At 74.0% G+C, this 20,658-nt stretch carries 13 protein-coding genes; 7 read left to right on the top strand and 6 right to left on the bottom strand.

The genetic code is table 11. The features are described from left to right. The 3 genes from ACS04_RS32440 to ACS04_RS32430 all read left to right on the top strand — a co-directional run. On the top strand, window positions 1–5,557 hold a 5,557-nt coding region (locus tag ACS04_RS32440; RefSeq protein ID WP_048480441.1), incomplete at its 5' end, for a non-ribosomal peptide synthetase. Then, window positions 5,554–6,936, top strand: a complete 1,383-nt coding sequence (locus ACS04_RS32435) for a cytochrome P450 (RefSeq protein WP_078865592.1) — start codon at window positions 5,554–5,556, stop codon at window positions 6,934–6,936. The genes ACS04_RS32440 and ACS04_RS32435, both read left to right, overlap by 4 nt. A gap of 31 nt (window positions 6,937–6,967) precedes the next feature. Next, on the top strand, window positions 6,968–8,233 hold the full coding sequence (locus ACS04_RS32430) for an MFS transporter (RefSeq protein ID WP_048480440.1): 1,266 nt from the start codon (window positions 6,968–6,970) through the stop codon (window positions 8,231–8,233). A 14-nt stretch (window positions 8,234–8,247) separates the two neighbouring features. Here the strand turns inward: ACS04_RS32430 and ACS04_RS32425 are convergent, their stop codons facing one another. From ACS04_RS32425 to ACS04_RS32415, 3 genes are all read right to left on the bottom strand, one after another. Then, window positions 8,248–11,166: a helix-turn-helix transcriptional regulator gene (locus tag ACS04_RS32425; protein WP_048480439.1), complete on the bottom strand. Its 2,919-nt coding sequence runs from the start codon at window positions 11,164–11,166 to the stop codon at window positions 8,248–8,250. Window positions 11,167–11,274: 108 nt separating this feature from the next. After that, complete coding sequence (locus ACS04_RS32420) at window positions 11,275–11,505, bottom strand: hypothetical protein (RefSeq protein WP_048480438.1); 231 nt, start codon at window positions 11,503–11,505, stop codon at window positions 11,275–11,277. A gap of 159 nt (window positions 11,506–11,664) precedes the next feature. Then, window positions 11,665–14,853: a type 2 lanthipeptide synthetase LanM family protein gene (locus tag ACS04_RS32415; RefSeq protein WP_048480437.1), complete on the bottom strand. Its 3,189-nt coding sequence runs from the start codon at window positions 14,851–14,853 to the stop codon at window positions 11,665–11,667. 390 nt (window positions 14,854–15,243) lie between these two features. Here ACS04_RS32415 and ACS04_RS32410 point away from each other — a divergent pair, with 390 nt between their 5' ends. From ACS04_RS32410 to ACS04_RS32395, 4 genes are all read left to right on the top strand, one after another. Then, window positions 15,244–15,879, top strand: coding sequence for a helix-turn-helix transcriptional regulator (locus ACS04_RS32410; protein ID WP_048480436.1), 636 nt, complete (start codon window positions 15,244–15,246; stop codon window positions 15,877–15,879). Continuing rightward, the gene (locus ACS04_RS37080; RefSeq protein WP_245236665.1) at window positions 15,876–16,367 is read left to right on the top strand and encodes a helix-turn-helix transcriptional regulator; all 492 of its coding nucleotides are present in this window, start codon (window positions 15,876–15,878) and stop codon (window positions 16,365–16,367) included. Before ACS04_RS32410 ends, ACS04_RS37080 begins: the two co-directional genes overlap by 4 nt. An 85-nt stretch (window positions 16,368–16,452) precedes the next feature. Continuing rightward, window positions 16,453–17,382: a hypothetical protein gene (locus ACS04_RS32400; RefSeq protein ID WP_048480435.1), complete on the top strand. Its 930-nt coding sequence runs from the start codon at window positions 16,453–16,455 to the stop codon at window positions 17,380–17,382. Between the two features lie 19 nt (window positions 17,383–17,401). Beyond that, window positions 17,402–18,169, top strand: a complete 768-nt coding sequence (locus ACS04_RS32395; protein ID WP_048480434.1) for a hypothetical protein — start codon at window positions 17,402–17,404, stop codon at window positions 18,167–18,169. Here ACS04_RS32395 and msrB read toward each other — a convergent pair. From msrB to ACS04_RS32380, 3 genes are all read right to left on the bottom strand, one after another. Beyond that, window positions 18,150–18,557: a peptide-methionine (R)-S-oxide reductase MsrB gene (gene msrB, locus ACS04_RS32390; protein ID WP_048480433.1), complete on the bottom strand. Its 408-nt coding sequence runs from the start codon at window positions 18,555–18,557 to the stop codon at window positions 18,150–18,152. The genes ACS04_RS32395 and msrB overlap by 20 nt on opposite strands. 21 nt (window positions 18,558–18,578) lie before the next feature. Next, window positions 18,579–19,976, bottom strand: a complete 1,398-nt coding sequence (gene murC, locus ACS04_RS32385) for a UDP-N-acetylmuramate--L-alanine ligase (protein ID WP_048480432.1) — start codon at window positions 19,974–19,976, stop codon at window positions 18,579–18,581. Between the two features lie 106 nt (window positions 19,977–20,082). Continuing rightward, window positions 20,083–20,550: an indole-3-glycerol phosphate synthase gene (locus ACS04_RS32380; RefSeq protein WP_398022844.1), complete on the bottom strand. Its 468-nt coding sequence runs from the start codon at window positions 20,548–20,550 to the stop codon at window positions 20,083–20,085. Window positions 20,551–20,658: the final 108 nt, after the last annotated feature.

The following is a 20,658-nucleotide window of genomic DNA, read 5'->3' as shown; positions in this document are numbered from 1 at the left end:
CCTGCCGCTGGACCCCGCCCACCCGCGGGCCCGGCGGGAGTTCACGGTCGGCGACGCGGGCGTGGAGTGGGTGGTCGCCGACGCCGTGGGCCTCGCCGCGGTGCAGGGGCTGCCGGTGGGTGTGATCCCGCTGGCCGACCCCGCCGACGACACCTCCGACGACCGCCGCGAGGACACGGACGACCTGCACTGCGCCGTACCCGGCCCGGACACCCTCGCGTACGTCATCTACACCTCCGGCTCGACCGGCCGGCCCAAGGGCGTCGAGATCACCCACGCCAACCTGGCCTGGCTGCTGGGCGCCGCCGACCACCACTTCGACTTCGGCGCCGACGACGTGTGGACGCTCCTGCACTCCCCCGCCTTCGACTTCTCCGTCTGGGAGCTGTGGGCCCCGCTGACCTCCGGCGGCCGGGTCGTCGTGCTGACCGAGGACGAGGTGCGCGACCCGGCGGCCGTCCACGCCGTCCTGCGCGACGAGCGCGTCACCGTCCTGAACCAGACCCCGGCCGCCTTCAAGGGGCTGCGGGCCCATATGGCCCAGCAGGGGGAGGAGTTCGGCTCGCTCGCGCTGCGCACGGTGGTCTTCGGCGGTGACGCCTTCGACGCCCGCGACTACCGCGACTGGTTCGCCGCGCCCGGGGGCGGCCGGCCCGCGCTGGTGAACATGTACGGGATCACCGAGACGACCGTGCACGTCACCTACCGGCTGATCACCGAGGAGGACACGGTCTCGCCCGTGTACTCGCCGATCGGCCGCCCCCTGGCCGGCCAGCACGGCTACGTCCTGGACCGGGCGGGCCGCCTGGTGCCGCACGGCACCGTGGGCGAGCTGTACGTGGCGGGCGGCGGAGTGGCCCGCGGCTACCGCAACCGGCCGGAGCTGTCGGCCGAGCGCTTCCCCCTTGACCCCTTCGGTCCCGCCGGGACCCGCATGTACCGCACCGGCGACCTCGTACGGGTCCTGCCCGACGGGCAGCTCGCGTACGCCGGACGCGCCGACCACCAGGTCAAGATCCGCGGCTTCCGCATCGAGCCCGGCGAGATCGAGACCGCGCTGCGCGCCCTGCCCGGCGTACGGGACGCCGCGGTGGTGGCCCGGCCGGACGCGCACGGCGGGGCCCGCCTGGTCGCCCACGTGGTGCTGACCGAGGGCCGGCCGCTGGACGCGCCGGACCTGCGCGACCGGCTGCGCCTGACGCTGCCGGAGTACATGGTGCCCGCGCTGTTCGTCCGGCACCCGAAGCTGCCGATCACCGCAAACGGCAAGGTGGACCGCGCGTCCCTGGTGGCGGTCGCCGTCGAGGGGGCCGGCGCGCCCGCCGGGCACGTCCCGCCGTCCGGTGCCGCCGAGGAGACGCTGGCCCGCATCTGGGCGCAGGTGCTGGGCGCGGAGCGGATCAGCCGGACGGCGAACTTCTTCGACCTGGGCGGCGATTCGATGCTGGCCCTGCGCGTGATCGGGCAGGCCCGCAACGCCGGTCTGGGCCTGAGCGTCCCGGACCTGTTCCGGGCCCGCACCCTGGGCGACCTCGCCGCGCTGGCGACCGAGGCGGCCGAGGGCACCGGCCCCGCGCCCGTCGAGCCGTTCTCCCAGCTGGACCCGGCCGATGCGGCCCGGCTGCCGCAGGGCCTCGACGACGCCTACCCGCTGACCATGCTCCAGGCCGGGATGCTCCACGAGATGCTGGCCGACCCGGACCGCGGCGCCTACCACAACGTCACCGACCTCAAGATCACCGTGCCGGAGGGCTTCGACCTCGCCGCCTTCCGGACCGCGGTGGACACCGTGGTGCGCGGCCACAGCATCCTGCGCTCCTCCATCGACCTGGCCTCGTTCTCCGAGCCGCTCCAGCTGGTGCACCGCGAGGCCGCGCTCCCGGTGGGCTACAGCGATCTGCGCGGGCTCCCGCACGAGGAGCAGTGGGCCTCCGTGCGGGGCTACGTGGACGCGGAGTTCGCCCGGCGCTTCGACCTGGCGGCCCCGCCGCTGGTCCGCATCCACCTGCACCACCTCACCGACCGGGAGCTGCGGCTCACCCTCACCGACTGCCACGTGGTGCTCGACGGCTGGAGCCTGACCTCCCTCATCGCCGACCTGCTGGACCTGCACCGGCAGGCCGTGGCCCAGGGCCGGACCCCGGAGCTGCCGGCGGCGCCCGCGTACGCCGAGTACGTGGCGCTGGAGCGGGCCGCGCTCGTCGACGAGGAGGGACTGGAGTACTGGCGCAGGGCGCTGGGCGACCTGAGCCCCGTCCGGTTCACCCGGCGCGGTACGGAGGCCTCCGACAGCGGGCAGTTCGTGCACGAGGTGCGCCGCTCGTACGCCGCCCTCGCGGAGCCCATCGGCCGGCTGGCGCGGCTGGCCGGGGTGCCCCGCCGCACCGTCCTGCTGACGGCCTTCCACCACACCATGAGCCTGTTCGCCGAGCGTGACGGGGACGCCGGGGGCCACTCGGTCGGCCTGGTCACCAACGGGCGGCCCGAGGTGCCCGGCTCCGACCGGATGCGCGGGCTGTTCCTGAACACCGTGCCGTTCGGGGTCGCCAAGCCCCGTGGCAGCTGGCTGGAGTACCTGAAGGCGGCGTTCGCCGCCGAGCAGGAGATGCTCCCGTACCGCAGGGTGCCGCTGGCCCGGATGGCACAGCTGAGGCCCGGCGCGCCGAGCGTGGCGGAGACCCTGTTCAACTACGTCAACTTCCACCGGCTGTCCGGGGACAGCTGGGACGACTCGCTGGAGATCGCCCGTACCGCGTTCCCCCTCATGCTCAACGCGAGCGTGGAGTCCCTCATCCTCGACGTCGACCCGGACTACCTGGCCCCGGCCACCGCCGAGCAGCTCGCCGACCTGATGTGCGATGTGCTGAAGGCGATGACCGGGCGGCCCGAGGCGCCGGTCGCGGCGCCCTCGCTCGCCGGCGAGGCGCGCATGCGGGCGCTGGAGGAATGGGGCCGGGGGCCCGAACTGCCGGGCAGCTCGGCGATGTTCCACGAGTGCGTGGCGCAGCACGCGGTGCTCACGCCCGGTGCGGTGGCCGTCCGGCAGGGCGACCGGGAGGTCACGTACGCCGAACTGGACGCCTCCGTGCGGCAGTTGGCGGACCGGCTGCGGGCGCTCGGGGTAGGCCCGGAGGTGCCGGTCGGCATCTGCCTGGACCGCGGGGCCGAGATGGTCCGGGCGGTGCTCGGGGTGCTGCGGGCGGGCGGCGCGTTCCTGCCGCTGGAGTCGCAGCACCCGGCCGACCGGCTGAAGTTCATCGTCGAGGACAGCGGGATGCCGGTGCTCATCACCCAGTCCTCGCTGCTGGGGACCGTGCCCTTCGACGGACCGACCCTGGTCGTGGACGACCCGCGGACCTGGTCCGCTCCCGCCGGCGCGCCGGTTCCCGCGCCGCCCGTCACCGCGGACAACGCCGCGTACATCCTCTACACCTCCGGCTCCACGGGCACGCCCAAGGGCGTCACCATCCAGCACCGCAGCCTGACCAACATGCTGGAGGGGCAGCGCGACCTGTTCCCCGTGACTCCCGAGGACCGGGTGCTCCAGTTCGCCTCCCTCAGCTTCGACGTCTCCATCCTGGATCTGACCTGGGCCCTGGCGAACGGCGCCCAGCTGTGCACCCCGCCCAGGGAGGCGCTGCGGGCGGGCGCCGACCTGGCGGACACCCTGCTCACGTACGGGATCACCGTCGCGATGCTCGCCCCGAGCGCCCTCGCGGCCCTGGGCGAGGACCGCTTCCCGGCGCTGCGGATCCTCCAGGTGTGCGGCGAGGCCTGCCCGGCCGAACTCCCGCAGAAGTGGGCGCGCGGAAGGCGGTTCTACAACGTCTACGGGCTCACCGAGACGGCCGTGTGGTCCGTCTCCACCCTCCTGAAGCCGGACTGCAAGCGCCCGCCGATCGGCTGGCCCATGCGGAACACGCAGGTCTACGTGCTCGACGAGGACCTCCAGCCGGTCCCGGTCGGGGTGCAGGGCGAGGTCTACCTCGGCGGGCGCGCCATCGGCCGGGGCTACGTGAACCGCCCCGACCTGACCGCCGCCGCCTTCGTCCCCGACCCGTACGGGACCCCCGGCGGCCGGCTGTGCCGCACCGGCGACATCGGCGTCCAGCTGCCCGACGGCGCGGTCGAGGTCCTCGGCCGCCGCGACAGCCAGGTGAAGCTGCGCGGGTTCCGCATCGAGCTCGGCGAGATCGAGCACGGTCTGCGTGAACTGCCACAGGTGCAGCAGGCGGTGGTCCTGCTGCGACGTGATCTGCCGGAGCCGGCGCTGGTGGCGTACGTGGTGCCGGAGGCGGGTGTGGAGCCCGTCGTCGAGCCCTTCCGCCAGGCGCTGCGGGCCAAGGTGCCCGCGTACATGGTCCCCGCGCGGTTCGTCTTCCTCGACGCGATGCCGGTCAACAGCAGCGGCAAGGTGGACAAGAAGGCCCTGCCGTTGCCCGCGGCCGACCGGCTGGGCAGCGCCACCGACTACGCCGCGCCGGGCACGCCGGCCGAGGTGGTGCTCGCCGAGGTGTGGCGCACGGTGCTCGGCATCGAGCAGGTCGGTGTCCACGACGACTTCTTCGCCCTGGGCGGCAGTTCGCTCTCGACCGTCCGGGTCGCCGCACAGGCGGCCGCCCGGGGGCTGAGCGTCTCCGTACGGGACCTCCTCGAACTGCCCACGATCGCCGCTCTCGCCGCCCGCGCCACGCAGGCGGCGGGCGCCGAGGGGGCTTCCCCCGGCGCCGGGGCCGTCACCTCGGAGGTCCGGCTGCGCGAGGGCGACGGCGACCCGCTGTGGTGCGTGCATCCCAGCGGCGGCAGCGGCGCCTGGTACGTGCCGCTCGCGCGGGCCCTGCCGCCCGGCCGGCCGGTCCGGGCCTTCCAGGCCCGCGGCCTGCTCGGCGGGGTGGACCCGACCACCATCGCCGGGATCGCGGCCAACTACGCGGCCGAGCTGGCCGCCCACGGCGGGCACGGACCGCACGACCTGCTCGGCTGGTCCATGGGCGCCAACATCGCCCTGGAGATGGCCACCCAGCTGCACGCGGCCGGTCACACCGTCGCCCCGCTGACCCTGATCGAACCGCACCTGCCCCACCCGGCCTCCCGCGCCCGCCTGGCGGCGGTCGGCCGGGACATGGAGCGGGGGCTGCGGATGCGCGACCGCGTCCGTACCCTGCCGCCCTCGGCGGAGCGGGAGGCGGCCGTGGCCGAGCTCACCACGCTGCTGCTGGGGGCCGGCATGAGCCCCGGCGAGGCGGCCCTGGTGGAGCAGGCCCCCATCGAGGTCTGGCACTCGCTGCTGACCGCCCTGTCCGCGTACGAACTGCGCCCCTACCCCGGCCACGTCCACCTCCTGGTGGGCAGCGCGGCCGCGGAACTGCCCGACGGCGAACCGATGCCCGGGCTGGACGTGGACTTCCGCACCTACGTCGAACGCTGGCGCGAGATCGCGCTCGGCGGACTGACCGTCCACGTCACCGAAGGCGACCACATGTCCATGATGTCCGAACGGCTGATGCACAAGACCGCTGCTGCGCTCGGCCGGATCCAGTCGGAGGAACGCCGATGACCGTCCTGACCACGAACCCGAACACGAACACGGGCCCGGACACGAGCCCGGCCGCCACCGCGGGGGCGTCCCCGCTGGTGTGCCCGGTCACCGGGCGGACCGGCCCGGCGTCCGCCCCGCCGGCCCCCACCGCCCGTACGAGCCCTGCGGCCCCCGCGGCCCCCGCGGCCCCGTTCAGCGAGCGCTACCTCCTCGACCCCGCCGTCAACGCGGACCCGTACGGATACCTCAACTCCCTGCGCGACCACGACCCCGTTTACTGGTCCGCCATGCACCGGGCCTGGCTCGTCACCGGCCACGCCCAGCTGATGCACTGCCTGCGCGCCCCCGCCGTCTCCGCCGAGCGGGTGCGCCCGCTGATGGACGCCGTACCGGAGGGCGCCCGCGAGGACGCCGAGCGGGCCTTCGGGATCCTCTCCCGCTGGATGGTGTTCAACGACGCCCCGCAGCACCGGCGGCTGCGCCAGGTGTTCCAGGAACAGTTCGCGGCCCGCTCCATCGGCCGCTACCGGGCCTTCGTCGAGCGCGCCACCCGCGCCATGCTGACCCGCCGGGCCGTCCCCGGGCGGAGCGGGGACCTGGTCGCCGACATCGCCCGGCCGCTGCCCGCCCTCGTCTTCGCCCGCTGGCTGGGCGTCCCCCAGGCGCACGGCCCCTCCTTCTGGTACTGGAACGCCCGCGTCGGCGACCTGGTCCTGGGGGCCGCTCAGGAGGAGCGCGAGTACCGCACCTCGCTCCAGTCCCTGGTCAACCTGGACGACTACCTCGCCGACCTGGTCAAGCAGCGCCGCGCCGACCCCAAGGACGACCTGATCAGCGCCGTGCTGGCGGGCGGGCAGATCGGGAAGTCGGTCAGCGAGGAGGAGTTCGTCGGGATGCTGACCCAGATGGCCTTCGCCGGCGGCGAGACCACCAGCAACCTCATCGTCAACGCCGTACTCGCCCTGCTGGAGCACCCCGAGCAGCTGGCCGCCGTACGGGAGGACCCGGCGCTGGTGCCGATGGCGGTGGAGGAGGCCATGCGCTTCGACGGCCCCTCCAAGATGTCGATCCGCACCGCCGCCCGCGACTTCGACCTCGACGGGCGCCCCGTCCGCGCCGAGGACCGGCTGTTCCTGGTCACGGCGGCCGCCAACCGGGATCCGGCGCGCTTCCAGGACCCGGACGCCTTCGACGTCCGGCGCGGCAGCGCCTCGCACCTCGGGTTCGGCTTCGGCGCGCACTTCTGCATCGGGGCCGCCTTCGCCCGGCTGGTGGCGGGCGCGGTGGTCGACGTACTGGTCCGCGAGTACCCGGGGCTGGAACTGCTCGGCGGGCAGCACACCTGGCAGCCCTCCCTCCTCAACCGCGCGCTGACGGCCCTGCCCGTCCGCTACTGACCTGGCCGGCCCTACGGATGGGATGTTGTCCATGGCTTCGACCCTGGTGGACGCGCGGGAGCGGCTGAGCGCCCCCGCCCGGCTGCCCTCGTTCCGGCTGCTGTGGCTCGGACAGTCGCTGTCCCTGCTCGGCGACGGATTCAGCTACATCGCCTTCTCCTGGATCACGCTCGGTCTCACGCAGTCCACCCTGGCCCTCGGCTACGTCCTCGCCTTCCAGGCGGTGCCGCGGGCCCTGCTGACCCTGGTCGGCGGCTCCCTCAGCGACAAGTGGTCCCCACGGACCCTGATGAAGCTCTCCAGCTGGGCCCGGGCCGCCCTGATGGCGGGCGTGGGCGTGGCCGGCCTCGCCGGATCCCTGACGCTGTGGATGCTGTGCTGCGCCGCCGCCGCCTTCGGCGCGGTCGACGCCTTCTTCCAGCCGGCCCGGGCGTCGATCCTGCCGTCGGTGGTCGGCACGGAGCAGCTCGCCCCGGCCAACGCCCTGCTCGGGGTCGCCGCCAAGGTGTCGGCCGTGCTCGGCCCGGCCGTCGGCGGCCTGGTGGTGGCCTTCTCCAACGCCTCCGTCGCCTTCGTCGTCGACGCGGTGTGCTTCGCCCTCTGCGGTGTGTGCGTGGCGGGGATCCGCCCGCTGCCGCGCCCCGCCGGCCCCGGGGAGGAGGGCCCGGCCGGGGGCGCCCCGCCCGAGCCCCCGCTCTCGCTGGGCGCCCGGATCCGCGCCGGTCTGCGGTACGCCTTCGAGGACCCGCGGATCCGTACGATCCTGGCCGTCGACGCGGCGGTGACCTTCTGCCAGGCGGGGCCGTTCACCGTCGGCTTCGCCACCCTGGCCAAGGTCGACCTGCACAGCGGCTCGGCCACGCTCGGCCTGCTCAACGGCGCGCTGGCCGGCGGGGCGATGCTGGGGACCCTGGTCGGCGGCGCCGTGAGCGGCCGCCCGCGGATCGGCCTGCTGATCGCCGCGCTGGCGGGCTGGCTGGCCATCGGCACGGGCCTGCTCGGCTTCGTCGGCAACACGGCGGGGGCGCTGGCGACGGTCCTCGCGATGGGCTTCGGGATGGGCTTCCAGGGGGTCTTCGGCCTCAGCTGGATCCAGCGCACGATCGAGGGCTCCGTGCTGAGCCGGGTGATCTCGGTGGACATGGTGATCGGCTACGCGGTGGCCCCGCTCTCCCTCGTCCTGTGCGGGGCCCTGGCGCAGTCGGGCACCGCCCCGATGTTCGCGGTCTCGGCGGCGGTCCTCGCGGTGACGGCGATCGGCATCCTCGGCTCGCGCACGGTCCGCGAGATGCGGTGACCGCGCGCGGGGCGTCAGCTCCCCGACGCCTCCAGGGAAGCGGAGAGTTCGCAGAGCGCGGCCCGGTTGGCGCGGCCGGTCTTGGCGGCGAGGGCCGCGATGTGCTTCTCGACCGTCCGCGGGGAGATGTAGAGGCGGTCGGCGATGTCCTTGTTGCCGAGCCGCTCGGCGAGGAGCCGGAAGACCTCGTACTCGCGGACCGTGACGCCCTGGGTGCGCAGGACGTCCGGGATCGTGCTGGAGCCCGTACGACGCTGGCGGCCCGGGGCGCCCATCCGGCGCAGGGCCGCGCGGCAGGCGCCCGCAACGGTGGCCACCCCGCCCTGGTGGAAGTGCTCCTCGGCCTGGCGCAGCCAGGCCACCGGCTCGCCCCAGCCGTCCTCGTACGCCGCGTCGGCGATCAGTCTCAGGCCCAGGTGGAGGGCGGTGGCGTACGGGAGGGCGACGCGCAGGGCCTCGGCCACGGCCGCCGCGGCCTCCTCGGGGCGGCCTTCGCGGCCCAGCAGGACGGCCCCGGCGAACAGGACGAACTGCCGGTTCCAGCGCATCCGGCCGGGTGCGGTCGCGGCGATCTCCTCGTACGCGGCGCGGTCGGCCTCCCCCGACAGCACGTCCAGGAGCAGGCCGATGCCGTACCGGCCGCTGAGGTAGTACGTGCTGGGGTTGGTGTCCTCCAGGTCGGCGACGGCGCGCAGTTCGCCGGCGGCCCCGGGCCGGTCCTCCTCCATCAGCGCGCAGAAGGCCCGGGCGAGGCCGAGGGTCAGCGGTTCCTCCTGGGAGCCGGCGCCGTCGCATCCGGCGAAGGTCGCGAGCGCGCTCTCCATCGCGGGCCGGTCGCCCTGGTGGGCGGCCAGCGCGGCTCTCGCCATGAGGACGTAGCGGGTGGCCGGGGCCAGCCGCAGGCGCTGTACGACGGCCAGGCACTCCTCGGCGGAGCGCTGTGCGGCGGTGAACTCGCCCCGCAGGACGGCGTCGAGGATCATGATGCCGTCGATGGTGTGGACGATGGTGGCCGAGCCGAGCCGCTGGGCCTCGCTCCGGGCGGCCAGCAGGGGGGCGGTGGAGCCCTCGGTGAGCCAGTAGTTGCCGCCGATCCGGGTCAGGGCGTACATCCGCTGGAGCGGGAGCTGGTGCTGTTCGGCGGTCTGCAGGGCCGATTCCAGCAGGGCGGTGGCCTCGTCGAAGTCCCGTTCGCGGGCGAGGGTGGCGAGGAGTTCCAGCGCCTGGCAGGCGACGGTGGCCAGGCCGTGGCGCTGGGCCGCCTGGAGGGCGGAGTTCCCGAGCTTCTCCGCCAGTTGGGTGCGGTCGGGACCGGGCGTGTCGAGGGCGAGGTAGGCGGCGGTCACGTCGATCGAGGCGGTGGTGCGCTCGTCGGGGTGGGCGCCGAGGAGGGACCTCGCCTGGGCTATCTGCCGGTTGCCGTCCTCCCAGCGGCCCGCGGTGTGGGCCACCTTGGCGAGCCGGGTGTGCAGCGCGGCGAGGCGGGTGGCGCTCAGGCCGCTGCCGCCGAGGGTGTGGAGGTTCTCCGCGAAGCCGAAGGCCCGCGCGAAGTCGCCGGCTTCGGCGAGCGCGGGGAGCAGGGCTTCGAGTGCGTCGGTGCGCCCGGCGGGGTCCTGGCTGGCGGCGAGCAGCCGTTCGGCGCGGCTGAGCAGGGTGATCGCGGAGCCGATCCCCCCGGCCGCGAGGGCGCGCAGGCCGGCGGTGGTGAACAGGCGCCCGGCCTCGGCGTCGTCGCCGGCCTGGGAACGCAGCTCGGCGACCAGGGGGCACCAGTCGCCTTCGAGGTCGGGGTAGAGCGCCTGCACGGCGTCTGCGGCGCGGCCGGACATCTGCGCGCGGTTGGCGGGTGTGAGCTGGGTGTGCAGGGCTTCGGCGGTGAGCGAGTGGCGGAACGCGTACCAGTCGGGGGCCGGTTCGTCGGGGACGACGAGCTGGGCGGCGACGCCGGCGTGCAGGTGGCTGAGCAGGCCGCGGTCGTCGATGCCGGTCATCCGCTGGAGCACGGTGAGCGGGAAGCGGCGGCCGATGACGGCGGCCGCGGAGAGCAGGGTCAGGCCCTGCGGGCCGAGTCGGTCGATGCGGCGCAGGATGCCCCGGGCGAGGGCGGTGGACACGTCGCTGCGCAGGTCGCCGACGACCCGCCAGCCGTCCTCGAAGCGGACGAGGGCCCCGCTGCCGATCATGCTCTGGAGGAGTTCCTCGACGAGGAAGGGGCTGCCGGCGCTGTCGTCCCAGAGCCGGTCCAGGGCGGCGCCCGGGACGAGTTCGGGTTCGGTGTCCAGCTGGGCTGCGATGACCGCGCCGACTTCGGGGCGGGTGAGCGGGGCGAGTTCCAGTACGGTCCCCACGCCGCGCCGGCGGGCCGAGTCGGCCATGTCGAGCGCGTCGCAGGGCTCCGTACGGATGGTGGCAAGGAGCACCACGTTCGTGTACTCCAGGTTGTCCACCAGGTATTCGACGACCGCGAGCGTCTCGGGGTCGGCGTCGTGCAGGTCCTCCAGGAGGAGGAGCTGGCCGTGCTCCTTGCCGGTGGCGATGAGCAGCCGCAGGACGGCCTCGCCGAGGATGACCATGGAGCTGTTGTTCTGGGCGTCGCTGCTCCAGTCCGGGATGATCCTGCCGAGGGCGGGCCGGTAGGGGCCCAGCGGCAGGTCGTCCAGGGGTTCGCCGCTGCGGAAGAGCGACATCAGCGCTTCGGTGAGTGGCCGAAAAGGGACGGTGGGGCCGGTGGTGCTGCTGCGGCCGCGCAGAGCCCGCACGCCCATTCCGAAGGCCATGCCCACCGCTTCGGCGGCGAGCCTCGACTTCCCGATTCCGGCCTCGCCGACCAGGAAGACCACCCCGCCGCGGCCTTCGCCCGCGTCGGTGAGTGCCTGCTTGATCTCACGCAGTTGCGGGTCACGACCGACGATGTACCGCGAACGGGAACGCATGTCCGCAATCTAGTTCATGGGATCGGCCGATTGTGCGACGAAAGTTGGCCGTTTCGAACAGGGGTGGGGTGAAGATCCGGGAGAGATCCGGAGAAGATCGGACACGCCCTACCAGGTGACGTTCGGGGCCGAGACGCTCGTGTCGATCGTGCTCAGGGTGATGACGATGCCGCTGGTGAGCACCACACCGGCCAGGGCCCGGGCTCGGGCGCACGCCTTGTTCCGTCCCGACAGGGTGATCCCGCCGGCCGGGTCCTCGGTCCGCGCCTGGGCGGCGGCCGCCCCGGCGGCCTCGTCGGCGGCGGCGAGGGACTGGGCGTTGACCTGGGGCTTCTGCATGGTGGTGAGTACCTTTCTCGATGTCTGAGGGGAGTGGTGCTCGGTGCCGAAGTGCTCAAGTGCCGGAGTGCTGAAGTGCCGGAGTGCCGGAGTGCTGAAGTGCCGGAGTGCCGGGGTGGCGGAGTCCCGGGGTGCCGGAACGCCGGAGTACGCGGTGCGCTATGCGGTTTCGAGGAGCAGGACGGACGGGACGCTCGCCGGGAAGCCCAGCCTGAGCAGGGCGTATCCGATACCGGAGAGCCCGGTGAGGAAACCCGGTGACGGGACGTGGTCGGGGGTGCCGCAGCGGTGGCCGTGGTCCTCCAGTCGGCCGAGGATCTCGGCGGCGCGGTGCCCGAGGGCGGCACCGGCCCCCTCGTGGCCCTGCCCGGCGAGCACGCCGAGCAGTTCCAGGGAGCCGAGGGCGCCGCGGTGCAGGCTGAGGTCGGGTGAGGTGCTGGGGGCGCCCAACAAGACGGCGCACCGGTCGAGTTGCGCCGCCGGGACCGGCTGCCCCGTGACCCGCCCCAGTACGTCGGCGGCGGCGAGCGCGGTGCCCGCGAGGCCCGTATGCCAGTCGAGGTCGGCGGGGCGGAGCAGGGCTTCGTCCAGCGCCGGGCGCAGCAGGGCCGCGCCGGTCCGGGCGTACGCGCCACCCGGCTCTCCCGCCTCCTCCAGGGCGGCGGCGTGGCGCAGCAGGGCCCAGCCGATGCCGGCGTCGCCGTGGGCGAAGCCGGGGACCGCGGGGCGCGCTTCGGCAAGGCTCTTCTCGGCCCGGGCCAGCAGCCGTTCGGCGAGCCGCCGGGCCGCGCCCCGCGCCACGGACCCGTACGTGCGCTGCGCGGCGACCGCGGCGGCCAGGGCTCCGGCGAGACCGTCGGCCAGCGTGGCCGGCCCGTCGGCTCCTTCCCCGGCATCGGCCAGGGCGGCACGTTCCAGGGCGGCGAGCGCGTCGGGCAGACAGCCGGCCAGATCCTCGCCGAGCAACGGGGCGAGCCGGGCCACCGTGTAGACGATGCCGCCGATCCCGTGCAGGGCGCCGGGTCCCACCGCGGCCCCCAGCCCGGGGTCGGCGGCGAGCGCGGCGAGCAGCGCGGGCAGCGGCCGTACGGCCTGGCGGGCCAGCGCGGTGTACCGCTCGGCCCCGGTCAGGGCGCCGAGCTGGGCCAGGAAGAGCGCGACCCCGCAGTAGCCCTGGGCGAGCCCGCCGCCCATCGGCAGGACGGCCCAGTGGTCTCCGCTGATCTGCTCCAGGCCGAGCCAGTTGACGCGGTCCGCGCCGTGCACCGCCCGGGCCGCGATCTCGTCGGCGATCCCGCAGGCCGCGGCCAGCAGCCGGGAGGGCTCGGGGACGACGACCGGTGCGGCGGGGCCCGCCAGGGTCGAACGCGGGCCGCCGACACTGAGGTTGGCGCCGGTGACGGCGAGCGTGGCCGAGATGATCCACTCCTGGTCGTGGCGGTCCACCTCCCCCATGGCGGCGATCTTGGCGCGGGCGGTGTGCAGGCTCGGGGCCGGCAGCACCCCCTCCAGGCGGGTGCCCCGGGAGGTCTTCAGCGCGGTGTCCGCGGGGTGGTGGTAGAAGAGCGGCACGTCTCCGGCCCACAGGTCGGCGATCTCGTCCTCGACCAGCCGCCCGCGCGCCGGGTCGTGCTCGGATTCCGTCCAGAGCACGGCGAGCACCGTGTCCCGGGTCAGCGCGTCGCACAGCAGGTCGGGGTGGGTGGACTCGTCGAGCAGGGTCGTGTAGAGGCGGGTCGACCGGGCGATCATGCGACCCGGGCTGGTGGCCCAGCGGGCCAGCAGCCCTCCGTCGGCCGGCCCGGTGCCCAGCAGTTCCGCCCGGTGCTCGGTGATCGCGTCGTACCCGGCCCGGAAACCCTCCAGCAGCGCCGCGCGGTGGTCGGCGTGGCCGGCCGTCCCGCCCTGCGGGCCCGGCCGGTTCTGCCCGGCCCCGGTGGCGACGGGGGCGCGCAGCAGCCGCATCCCGTCCGTTCCGGCCCCCTCCCAGCGCAGTCCGTCGCTCGGGTAGGAGCCGCCGTCCCCGCCGCCGAGGGCCGAGATGTCCATGGCGCCGTTCTCGCCGATCAGCAGGCTCGGCAGCAGGCAGGTGCGGTACACCGAGGCCGCGAGGGCCTCCGCCGCCGGGTCGGAGCCGCAGGTCACGGCCGCCGGCAGCCCGGCGTGCAGCAGGGTCTCGGCGTCCACCAGCACCGGCTGGTCACCGCAGGCGATGACGTTCTCGTAGTGCATGTCCACGCCGTCGACCGCGTAGAGCAGGGCGAGCAGGGCGCCCTGGCGCCGGTAGAACCGGTCCAGTTCGGTGGGCGTGGAGCACCAGTCGTGCTCGATGAACTCCATCCAGCCGTAGCCCTCGCCGCGCACCGACCGCGGGGTCCGCAGGCCCAGGCCCGCCACCTTGGCGTTGGCCCAGTCGACCGCCCGGTCCAGCAGGACGTGCTGGTCGAGCGGCCGGGGCTTGTAGACGACGGTCGCGCCGCCGGCGAAGCGCAGCAGGGCCACCGACCGGTTGCCCTGGTGGACGTCGCCCCGGCCGAGGTCCACCCGTACGAGGGCCCCCGGGTCCGTGCCGTCCAGCAGGCCCGTAAGGATCCGCGGGCGGTCGACGGTGAAGCGGGCGAAGAGCTCCACGGTGGCCGCGGCCGCCTGGTCGCAGGCCTGGCCGAGCATCCGGCCGAGCACCGGGTGGCGGGTGAACAGCGCGGCGAGCCCCTGCCGGGTGCCGAGCCGGGCCACGAAGTCCGCGAACCGCTCCCGGGGGGTTTCCCCCGCCAACAGGCCTTCGGTACGGGCCCGGTGGAGTTCGCGGACCAGGGTGCGGGCCGACTGGCGGACCAGCCGGTCGCCGAGGCCCTCCTCGAAGGCGGCCCGTACGGCGGCGAGTTCACCGCCGGTGAGGTCGAGGTACGGGGCCGCCTGCTCCCAGGCGGCGCCGACCAAGGGGCGCAGCGCGGGCAGCAACACCGCGGCGCCGTCGGCGTCCGCCGCCGCGGGCAGAGTGCCGGTGGCGAGGCCGGCGGGGGCCGTTGCGGGGGCCGCTGCCACCATCCGCTCGACGGAGCGGGCCCATGCGGGCTTGGCCGTACGGGCGGCCAGCCGGCCGGGGGCCTCGGCCGCGAGGGCGTACGCCGTGTCCTGCGTGACACCCAGGCTCGCCAGCCGGGCCGCGAAGCCGTCCGCGTCCCCCAGGGACCAGGAGGCCGGTCGGCTGTGGGGGGCGGCGGCCGGCGCGGGTACCGGGGTACCCGGGGCGGCGAGACGCTCCCGCAGGTTCAGGGCCCGGGCCCACCAGGTGGGGGCCAGGCCGCCGACCTGGGATTCTTCGGCGAGGGTGGCGGTGTCGGTCACAGGAGAAAACTCTCAGAGCGCGGGGGGCGCGCACATGGGGGCCGATCCCCCATATTCCGTGGGACCGCCCCCACGGGGGGCGCGGGCCTGCGGGCGGGGGTGGTGCGAAGGCCTCCGGCCGGGCCCCCGGCGTACGGGTTCCGGCAGGTCGCGGGCGCGCCGGAGGGCCGGGGGCCGCCCTCCGGACCGGGCCGGGCCCGCGGACCGGGGCCGGGCCCGCCCCGCGGAAGAGCCCGTGTCCGTACGGGAACCGCGGCTGCCGGAGGGGTCCTTCACAAATGTGGGGGCTGCGTCCCGATGCCGCCCACGGTCCCCCACCCGCAACCTGGGTGCAGTGCCCCTTCCGCCCTGTCCGGCACCCCGGCCGGCGGATGATCATCGGAGGACCTGGTGGGAGTACCCGTCCCTGTCGACGTCGTCGCGTTCGACCCCGTGCTGGAAGCCGGAACCAAGAGCACCCTGTTCGCCTGCCCCGAGGTCTGCCTGACCGGCGCGGGCGAGGCCGCGCGGGTCGTGGTCATGACCGTGGACCAGGTGGGGCGTCCGGAGCTCGACGTCCTGCGCACCGTCCGCGACGCCCCGTCCCGGCCCGATGTCGTCCTGGTGGCAGGAGAGTTGGCACCCGACGGCGCCCTGCACGCCATCGCCGCCGGCGCCCGGGGGCTGCTGCGCCGCCGCGAGGCGGACGTCACCCGCCTCTCCCGCGCCGTACTGGCCGCCTCCCGGGGCGACTGCACGCTCCCGCCGGACCTCCTGGACCGGCTGCTGGAGCGCTCCGGCGCCGGCGGCCGGGCGGGCGGCGGCTCCGACGAGGGCACGGACCCGTGGGCGGCGGCGGGCCTGAGCGACCGGGAGCGCAGCGTGCTGCGGCTGGTCGCCGACGGGCACGAGACCAACGAGATAGCCAAGCAGCTGTGCTACTCGCCGCGGACGGTGACGAGCGTCGTCCACGACATCACCCAGCGGTTCCGGCTCCGCAACCGCGCGCACGCGGTCGCCTACGCGATGCGGGTGGGCCTGCTGTGAGCGCCGTCGCCGAACTGACCCGCGAGACGCACGCGTTGCGTCACCTCCGCGAGCTGCCCGAGCTGGGTGGGCTTCCCGAGCTTCCCGAGCTGGGCGAGATGCGCGAGCTCGCGCCCGTACGGACCCCCGCCGCCCCCGCCGCCCCCGACCGGCTGGCCCTGCTGCGCCAGGCCGGCGACGGCCGGATGCCCTACCCCGCCCTGGTCCGTCTGCTCGGCGCGGCCACCTCCGCCCCGGCCGCGGCCGCCGGCGCGGACACCCCCGCGGCCCGGTCGGCGGCGGCCCCGGCGGACGCTCCGCGGCTCACGGCCCGCCAGACCGCCGTCCTCACGCTGATGGCCGAGGGCCACGGCAACGCGGTGATCGCCCGCACCCTGTCCTGCTCCGAGCACACGATCAAGAACGTCATCTACGAGCTGATGTCCCGTCTGCAGGCCCGCAACCGGGCCCACGCCGTGGCCTGCGCCGTCCGCCACAGCCTCATCTGATGGCCGGAAAGGCGTGCTTGCCCGCAGCTGCACGGGTGTACGGTCAGCGCTCAGGCGGACGGACCGGTCCGGGGGTCGGGGGAACATGAGCGACGCGGTGCGAGGTCGGGGCGCGGACGTCCGGCGCAGGGTGGAACAGCTGGCGCTCGGCCTGATGGCGACGTCGGGCGTGGTCGTCCTGCTGGCGGACCTGTTCGGATGGCTCGACGCGCTGGCCCCCGGCGGCGCGCTCCCCAAGGTCACGCTGCTCATCCTGAGCACGGTCACGGTCTTCCTGCTGCTCGAACTCGACCGGCTGAAACGGCTCGACGAGGTTCAGGACGACGTCAAGGCCCTGGACACCAGTGTCCAGACGAAGATCGACACCCTCAACGCCAACGTCGAGGCGCACCTGTCCAAGCTGGACATCGACGCCATCGCCGGCCGCCTCAAGCGGCAGCACTACGGCGGTGTGGTCGCGGTGCACACCCGCTTCCCCGAGGACGTGTTCACCGGGTTCCTGGGGAACGCCGCGGACGAGCTGGTGATCCTGCAGACGTGGATCCCCAACCTGCACCGGCTCAAGGCCGCGATGCACAAGGCGCTCACCGACCAGCAGGTCCACGTGCGCGTCCTGCTCCTGCACCCGTCGTCGCCGGTGGCCGGGCTGCGGGACGAGGCGCTCAGGGCGGTGCGCGACCCGGCGCTCGCGGTGAACGTACGGGCGAGCGTGGAGTCCTGCCTCGCCGGCCTCGCCGAACTGAACGCGCAGATCCCGGCCGCGAGCCGGGCGCGGCTCCAGGTGAGGCTCTACAACTCGCTGCCCTCGATCGCCGTGTTCAAGGCCGATGAGCATTTTCTGGTCAGTTCGTTCCTGCACGGCCAGCTCGCCATCGACTCCACCCAGATCGAGATCGACGGCGCGGACACGGTCATGGGCGAAGAGGTCCAGCAGGAGCTGCGCACGCTGTGGAGCATCGGCAACGACGTGGACCTCCTCGACTGGCGCGCGTCGGTGGCAAGCATCAGCCTGTGATCCACGGAAAGGTACGGCCATGCACGATCTGCACGCTCTGGACGGCTTCGAGGACGCACTGATCGAGGAGTTCCGGGCCCATCCGGTCCTGGCGAACGTCGCCGGGCTCCCGGAGGAGGACTTCGCCGCGCTCCTGCTCCAGCGGCGCTTCGTCTCGCTCGCCTTCACCCCCGCCTACGACCTCGCGATCGACCTGCTGCGCGACGAGGCCGGGCTGCGGATCGCCCGGGTCATCCTGCGGGAGGAGTATCCGGACGGCCACGGCCGCACGCCCTCGCACCGGGAGGACATGACCCACGACATGCGGCGGCTGGGGATCTCCCGCCCCGCCCTGGTGGCCTCGCGTCCCACGGCCGCCACGCGCGCGGTCGTCCAGGACACCCTGGAGCTGATCGCGGACGCGGGCGGCCACGCCGACGCGGACCTGCGGCTGCTGACGATCCTGCGGTTCTGGGGCGAGGTGCTGGTCTCCGTCGAGTACGGACGGCTGTGGGAGCGGATGGCCCCCCTGCTGACCGAGGAGGGCACGAACCGCTCCCGCTTCTACCACCCGCACCACGTCCACGACGCGAAGACGCACTCGCTGGCGACGGTGTCGCTGCTGTCCGGTTCCCACTCCGACCGCCTGGCCACGCGGGTGACCGAACTCCTCGCCCAGGAGGAGTCGACCGACGGCTTCCGGGAGCTGGAGGAGCGGGCCCTGCACCTCAAGTCCCGCTTCTACGACCAGTTCCTGCCCGCCGTGGACCGCGTGGCCGCGACCCCCGTCAGCCCGCGTCGGGGGTGAGGCGCAGCGAGATGGAGTTGATGCAGTAGCGCTGGTCGGTGGGGGTGGGGTACCCCTCACCCTCGAACACGTGCCCGAGGTGGGAGCCGCACTTCGCGCAGAGGACCTCGGTGCGGACCATCCCGTGCGTGGTGTCGGCCTTCAGCTCGACCGCGTCGGAGTCCTTCGGGTCGTAGAAGGACGGCCAGCCGCAGTGCGACTCGAACTTCTCGGTGGAGCGGAAGAGCTCGGAACCGCAGGCGCGACAGGAGTAGACGCCGGCGGTCTTGGTGTCGGTGTACTCACCGCGGAACGCCGGCTCGGTGCCCGCCAGGCGCAGTACCTGGTACTCGGACGGCGTCAGCTCGGCCTGCCACTGCTCGTCCGTCTTCTCGACCTCGTACGACATGACTCTCCCGCTCCCTCGTTCTCAGTCCGTCAGGCGGGCGAGGATCGCCGGACCCAGGTCCGTGACGTCACCCGCGCCCATGGTGAGAACGAGATCACCGGGCTTCGCCATTCCCGCGATGACGTCGGCGACCTCGGCCTTGTCGTGTTCGGCGGTGACGTCGGCGCCGGCGCTGCGGGCGGCCGCGATGATGATCTCGCTGGTGATGCCGGGGATCGGGTCCTCGCGGGCCGGGTAGATGTCGAGGACGACCGCGGAGTCGGCGAGGGCGAGCGCCTGGCCCATCTCCTTGCCCAGCTCCTGGGTGCGGGAGAAGAGGTGCGGCTGGAAGACCACGAGGATCCGGGAGTCCCCGGCCGCGCCGCGGATGGCCTCCAGGTCGGCGGTCATCTCGGTCGGGTGGTGCGCGTAGGAGTCGATGACCTGCACGCCGGCGGCCTCGCCCTTGAGCTGGAGGCGGCGCTTGACGCCGGTGTACTTGCCGAGGGCCGAGGCCAGGTTGTGCACCGGGATGCCGAGGGCCACGCCGGCGGCGAGGGCGGCGACGGCGTTGTGCGCGTAGTGGCGGCCGGGCACGGAGACGGTGAAGGTGAGCATCCGGCCGTCGATGACCACGGTGACCTCGCTGGTCAGACCGCGCGGGGTGATCTTCGTGATCCGGACGTCGGCGCCTTCCTCCTCGCCGTAGGTGACGACGTCGAGGCCCTCCGTGCCGCGGACCCGGGCGGCGATCTCCGCGGCGCCCTCCTGCTCGTGGGCGACGACCAGGGTGCCGCCGGGCACGATCTTGCCGACGAAGGTCTCGAAGGACTCGTAGATCTCTTCCATCGAGGCGTAGTTCGCGTGGTGGTCGAGTTCCGCGTTGAGGATGATCGCGACCTGCGGGGCGTACTTGTGGAAGCTGCGGTCGCTCTCGTCCGCCTCCGCCACGAAGAGGTCGCCCTCGCCGTGGTGGGCGTTGGAGCCGGGGGCGTCCAGGTCCCCGCCGATGGCGTACGAGGGGTCCAGGCCCAGCGCCGACAGGGACACCGCCAGCATCGAGGTGGTGGTGGTCTTGCCGTGCGTACCGGCGACCGCGATCGGCCGCAGGCCCTCCATCACGGCGGCCAGGGCGTCCGAGCGGTGCACGACGGGGACGCCGAGCTCGGCGGCGCGCGCCAGCTCCGGGTTGTCGGCGCGGATGGCGCTGGAGACGACGACGCAGGTGGCGTCGGGGGCGAGGTGCCCGGCCTCGTGCCCGATGTGGACCGTGGCGCCGTGGGCGCGCAGCGCCCGGGCGGTCTCGGAGTCCTTGGCGTCACTGCCGGCGACGCGTGCGCCGCGCTGGGCGAGGATCTTCGCGATGCCGGACATCCCGGCGCCGCCGATGCCGATGAAGTGCGGGCGTTCCATGGCGTTCGGCAGGCCGGGCGGCGTCATACGGGATCTCCCCAGGGTGCGGGTCGGTACGGATCGGTACGCGGGAGGCGGCGCGGGGAGGTGTCCCCCCGGCTCGTATGTCCCGGCGCGTGTGTCGGATGCCAGCCTATTCGTTGTGGGCGAAGAGCTTGAGCACCGGAACCCCGACCTTGTGGCGCGCGCGGGAGGCCCAGTCCCGGTGGAAGAACTCCTCGACGAAGTGCGGGGCGGTCAGGACGATCACCTCGTCGGCGTTGGCCTCCTCGACGACGGCCTTCAGTGTGTCGAGCGGATGGTTCTCGATGATCTGCCCGCTGGCCTTGGCGCCCTTCTTGCGCAGGGCCTCCAGGGAGTGGACGAGTGCCTGTTCGGCCGGGCCGCGGGCGGCGTGGCCCTCCGGTACGTCGGCCTCGCGGAGCGCGTCGGGGATCTCGCCGAGGGCCACGTCGTCGATGGCGCGCAGCAGCCGGTCCTGGTCACCCCGGGGCTGCATGAGGACGAGGAAGGAAACCGGGTCGTCCCCGTGCAGGCTGGTGACGAAGTCCACGTCGACGCTGGTCAGCGGCTGCTCGATCATCAAAACGCTCGTGAACACGGACGCCCTCTCCTTCATGGGCCAGGGCCGGTCGGCCGGCCCCTGCGGAAACCATCCTGCCCCGCCTTCACACGGAGCCCTGCGTGGATATATCTGCCCAGGTATGTG

The organism is Streptomyces roseus, assembly GCF_001044425.1.
GTDB lineage: Bacteria > Actinomycetota > Actinomycetes > Streptomycetales > Streptomycetaceae > Streptomyces > Streptomyces roseus.
The sequence above is the reverse complement of the archived record's forward strand: the minus strand, read 5'-3'. Positions and strand labels throughout refer to the sequence as shown.

What these genes read in the sequence shown, in the direction of transcription:
- ACS04_RS32435 (WP_078865592.1), top strand. Translation starts at nt 5,554, where the DNA reads ATGACCGTCCTGACCACGAACCCGAACACGAACACGGGCCCGGACACG.
- ACS04_RS32430 (WP_048480440.1), top strand. Translation starts at nt 6,968, where the DNA reads ATGGCTTCGACCCTGGTGGACGCGCGGGAGCGGCTGAGCGCCCCCGCC.
- ACS04_RS32425 (WP_048480439.1), bottom strand. Translation starts at nt 11,166, where the DNA reads ATGCGTTCCCGTTCGCGGTACATCGTCGGTCGTGACCCGCAACTGCGT.
- ACS04_RS32420 (WP_048480438.1), bottom strand. Translation starts at nt 11,505, where the DNA reads ATGCAGAAGCCCCAGGTCAACGCCCAGTCCCTCGCCGCCGCCGACGAG.
- ACS04_RS32400 (WP_048480435.1), top strand. Translation starts at nt 16,453, where the DNA reads ATGAGCGACGCGGTGCGAGGTCGGGGCGCGGACGTCCGGCGCAGGGTG.
- ACS04_RS32395 (WP_048480434.1), top strand. Translation starts at nt 17,402, where the DNA reads ATGCACGATCTGCACGCTCTGGACGGCTTCGAGGACGCACTGATCGAG.
- msrB (WP_048480433.1), bottom strand. Translation starts at nt 18,557, where the DNA reads ATGTCGTACGAGGTCGAGAAGACGGACGAGCAGTGGCAGGCCGAGCTG.
- murC (WP_048480432.1), bottom strand. Translation starts at nt 19,976, where the DNA reads ATGACGCCGCCCGGCCTGCCGAACGCCATGGAACGCCCGCACTTCATC.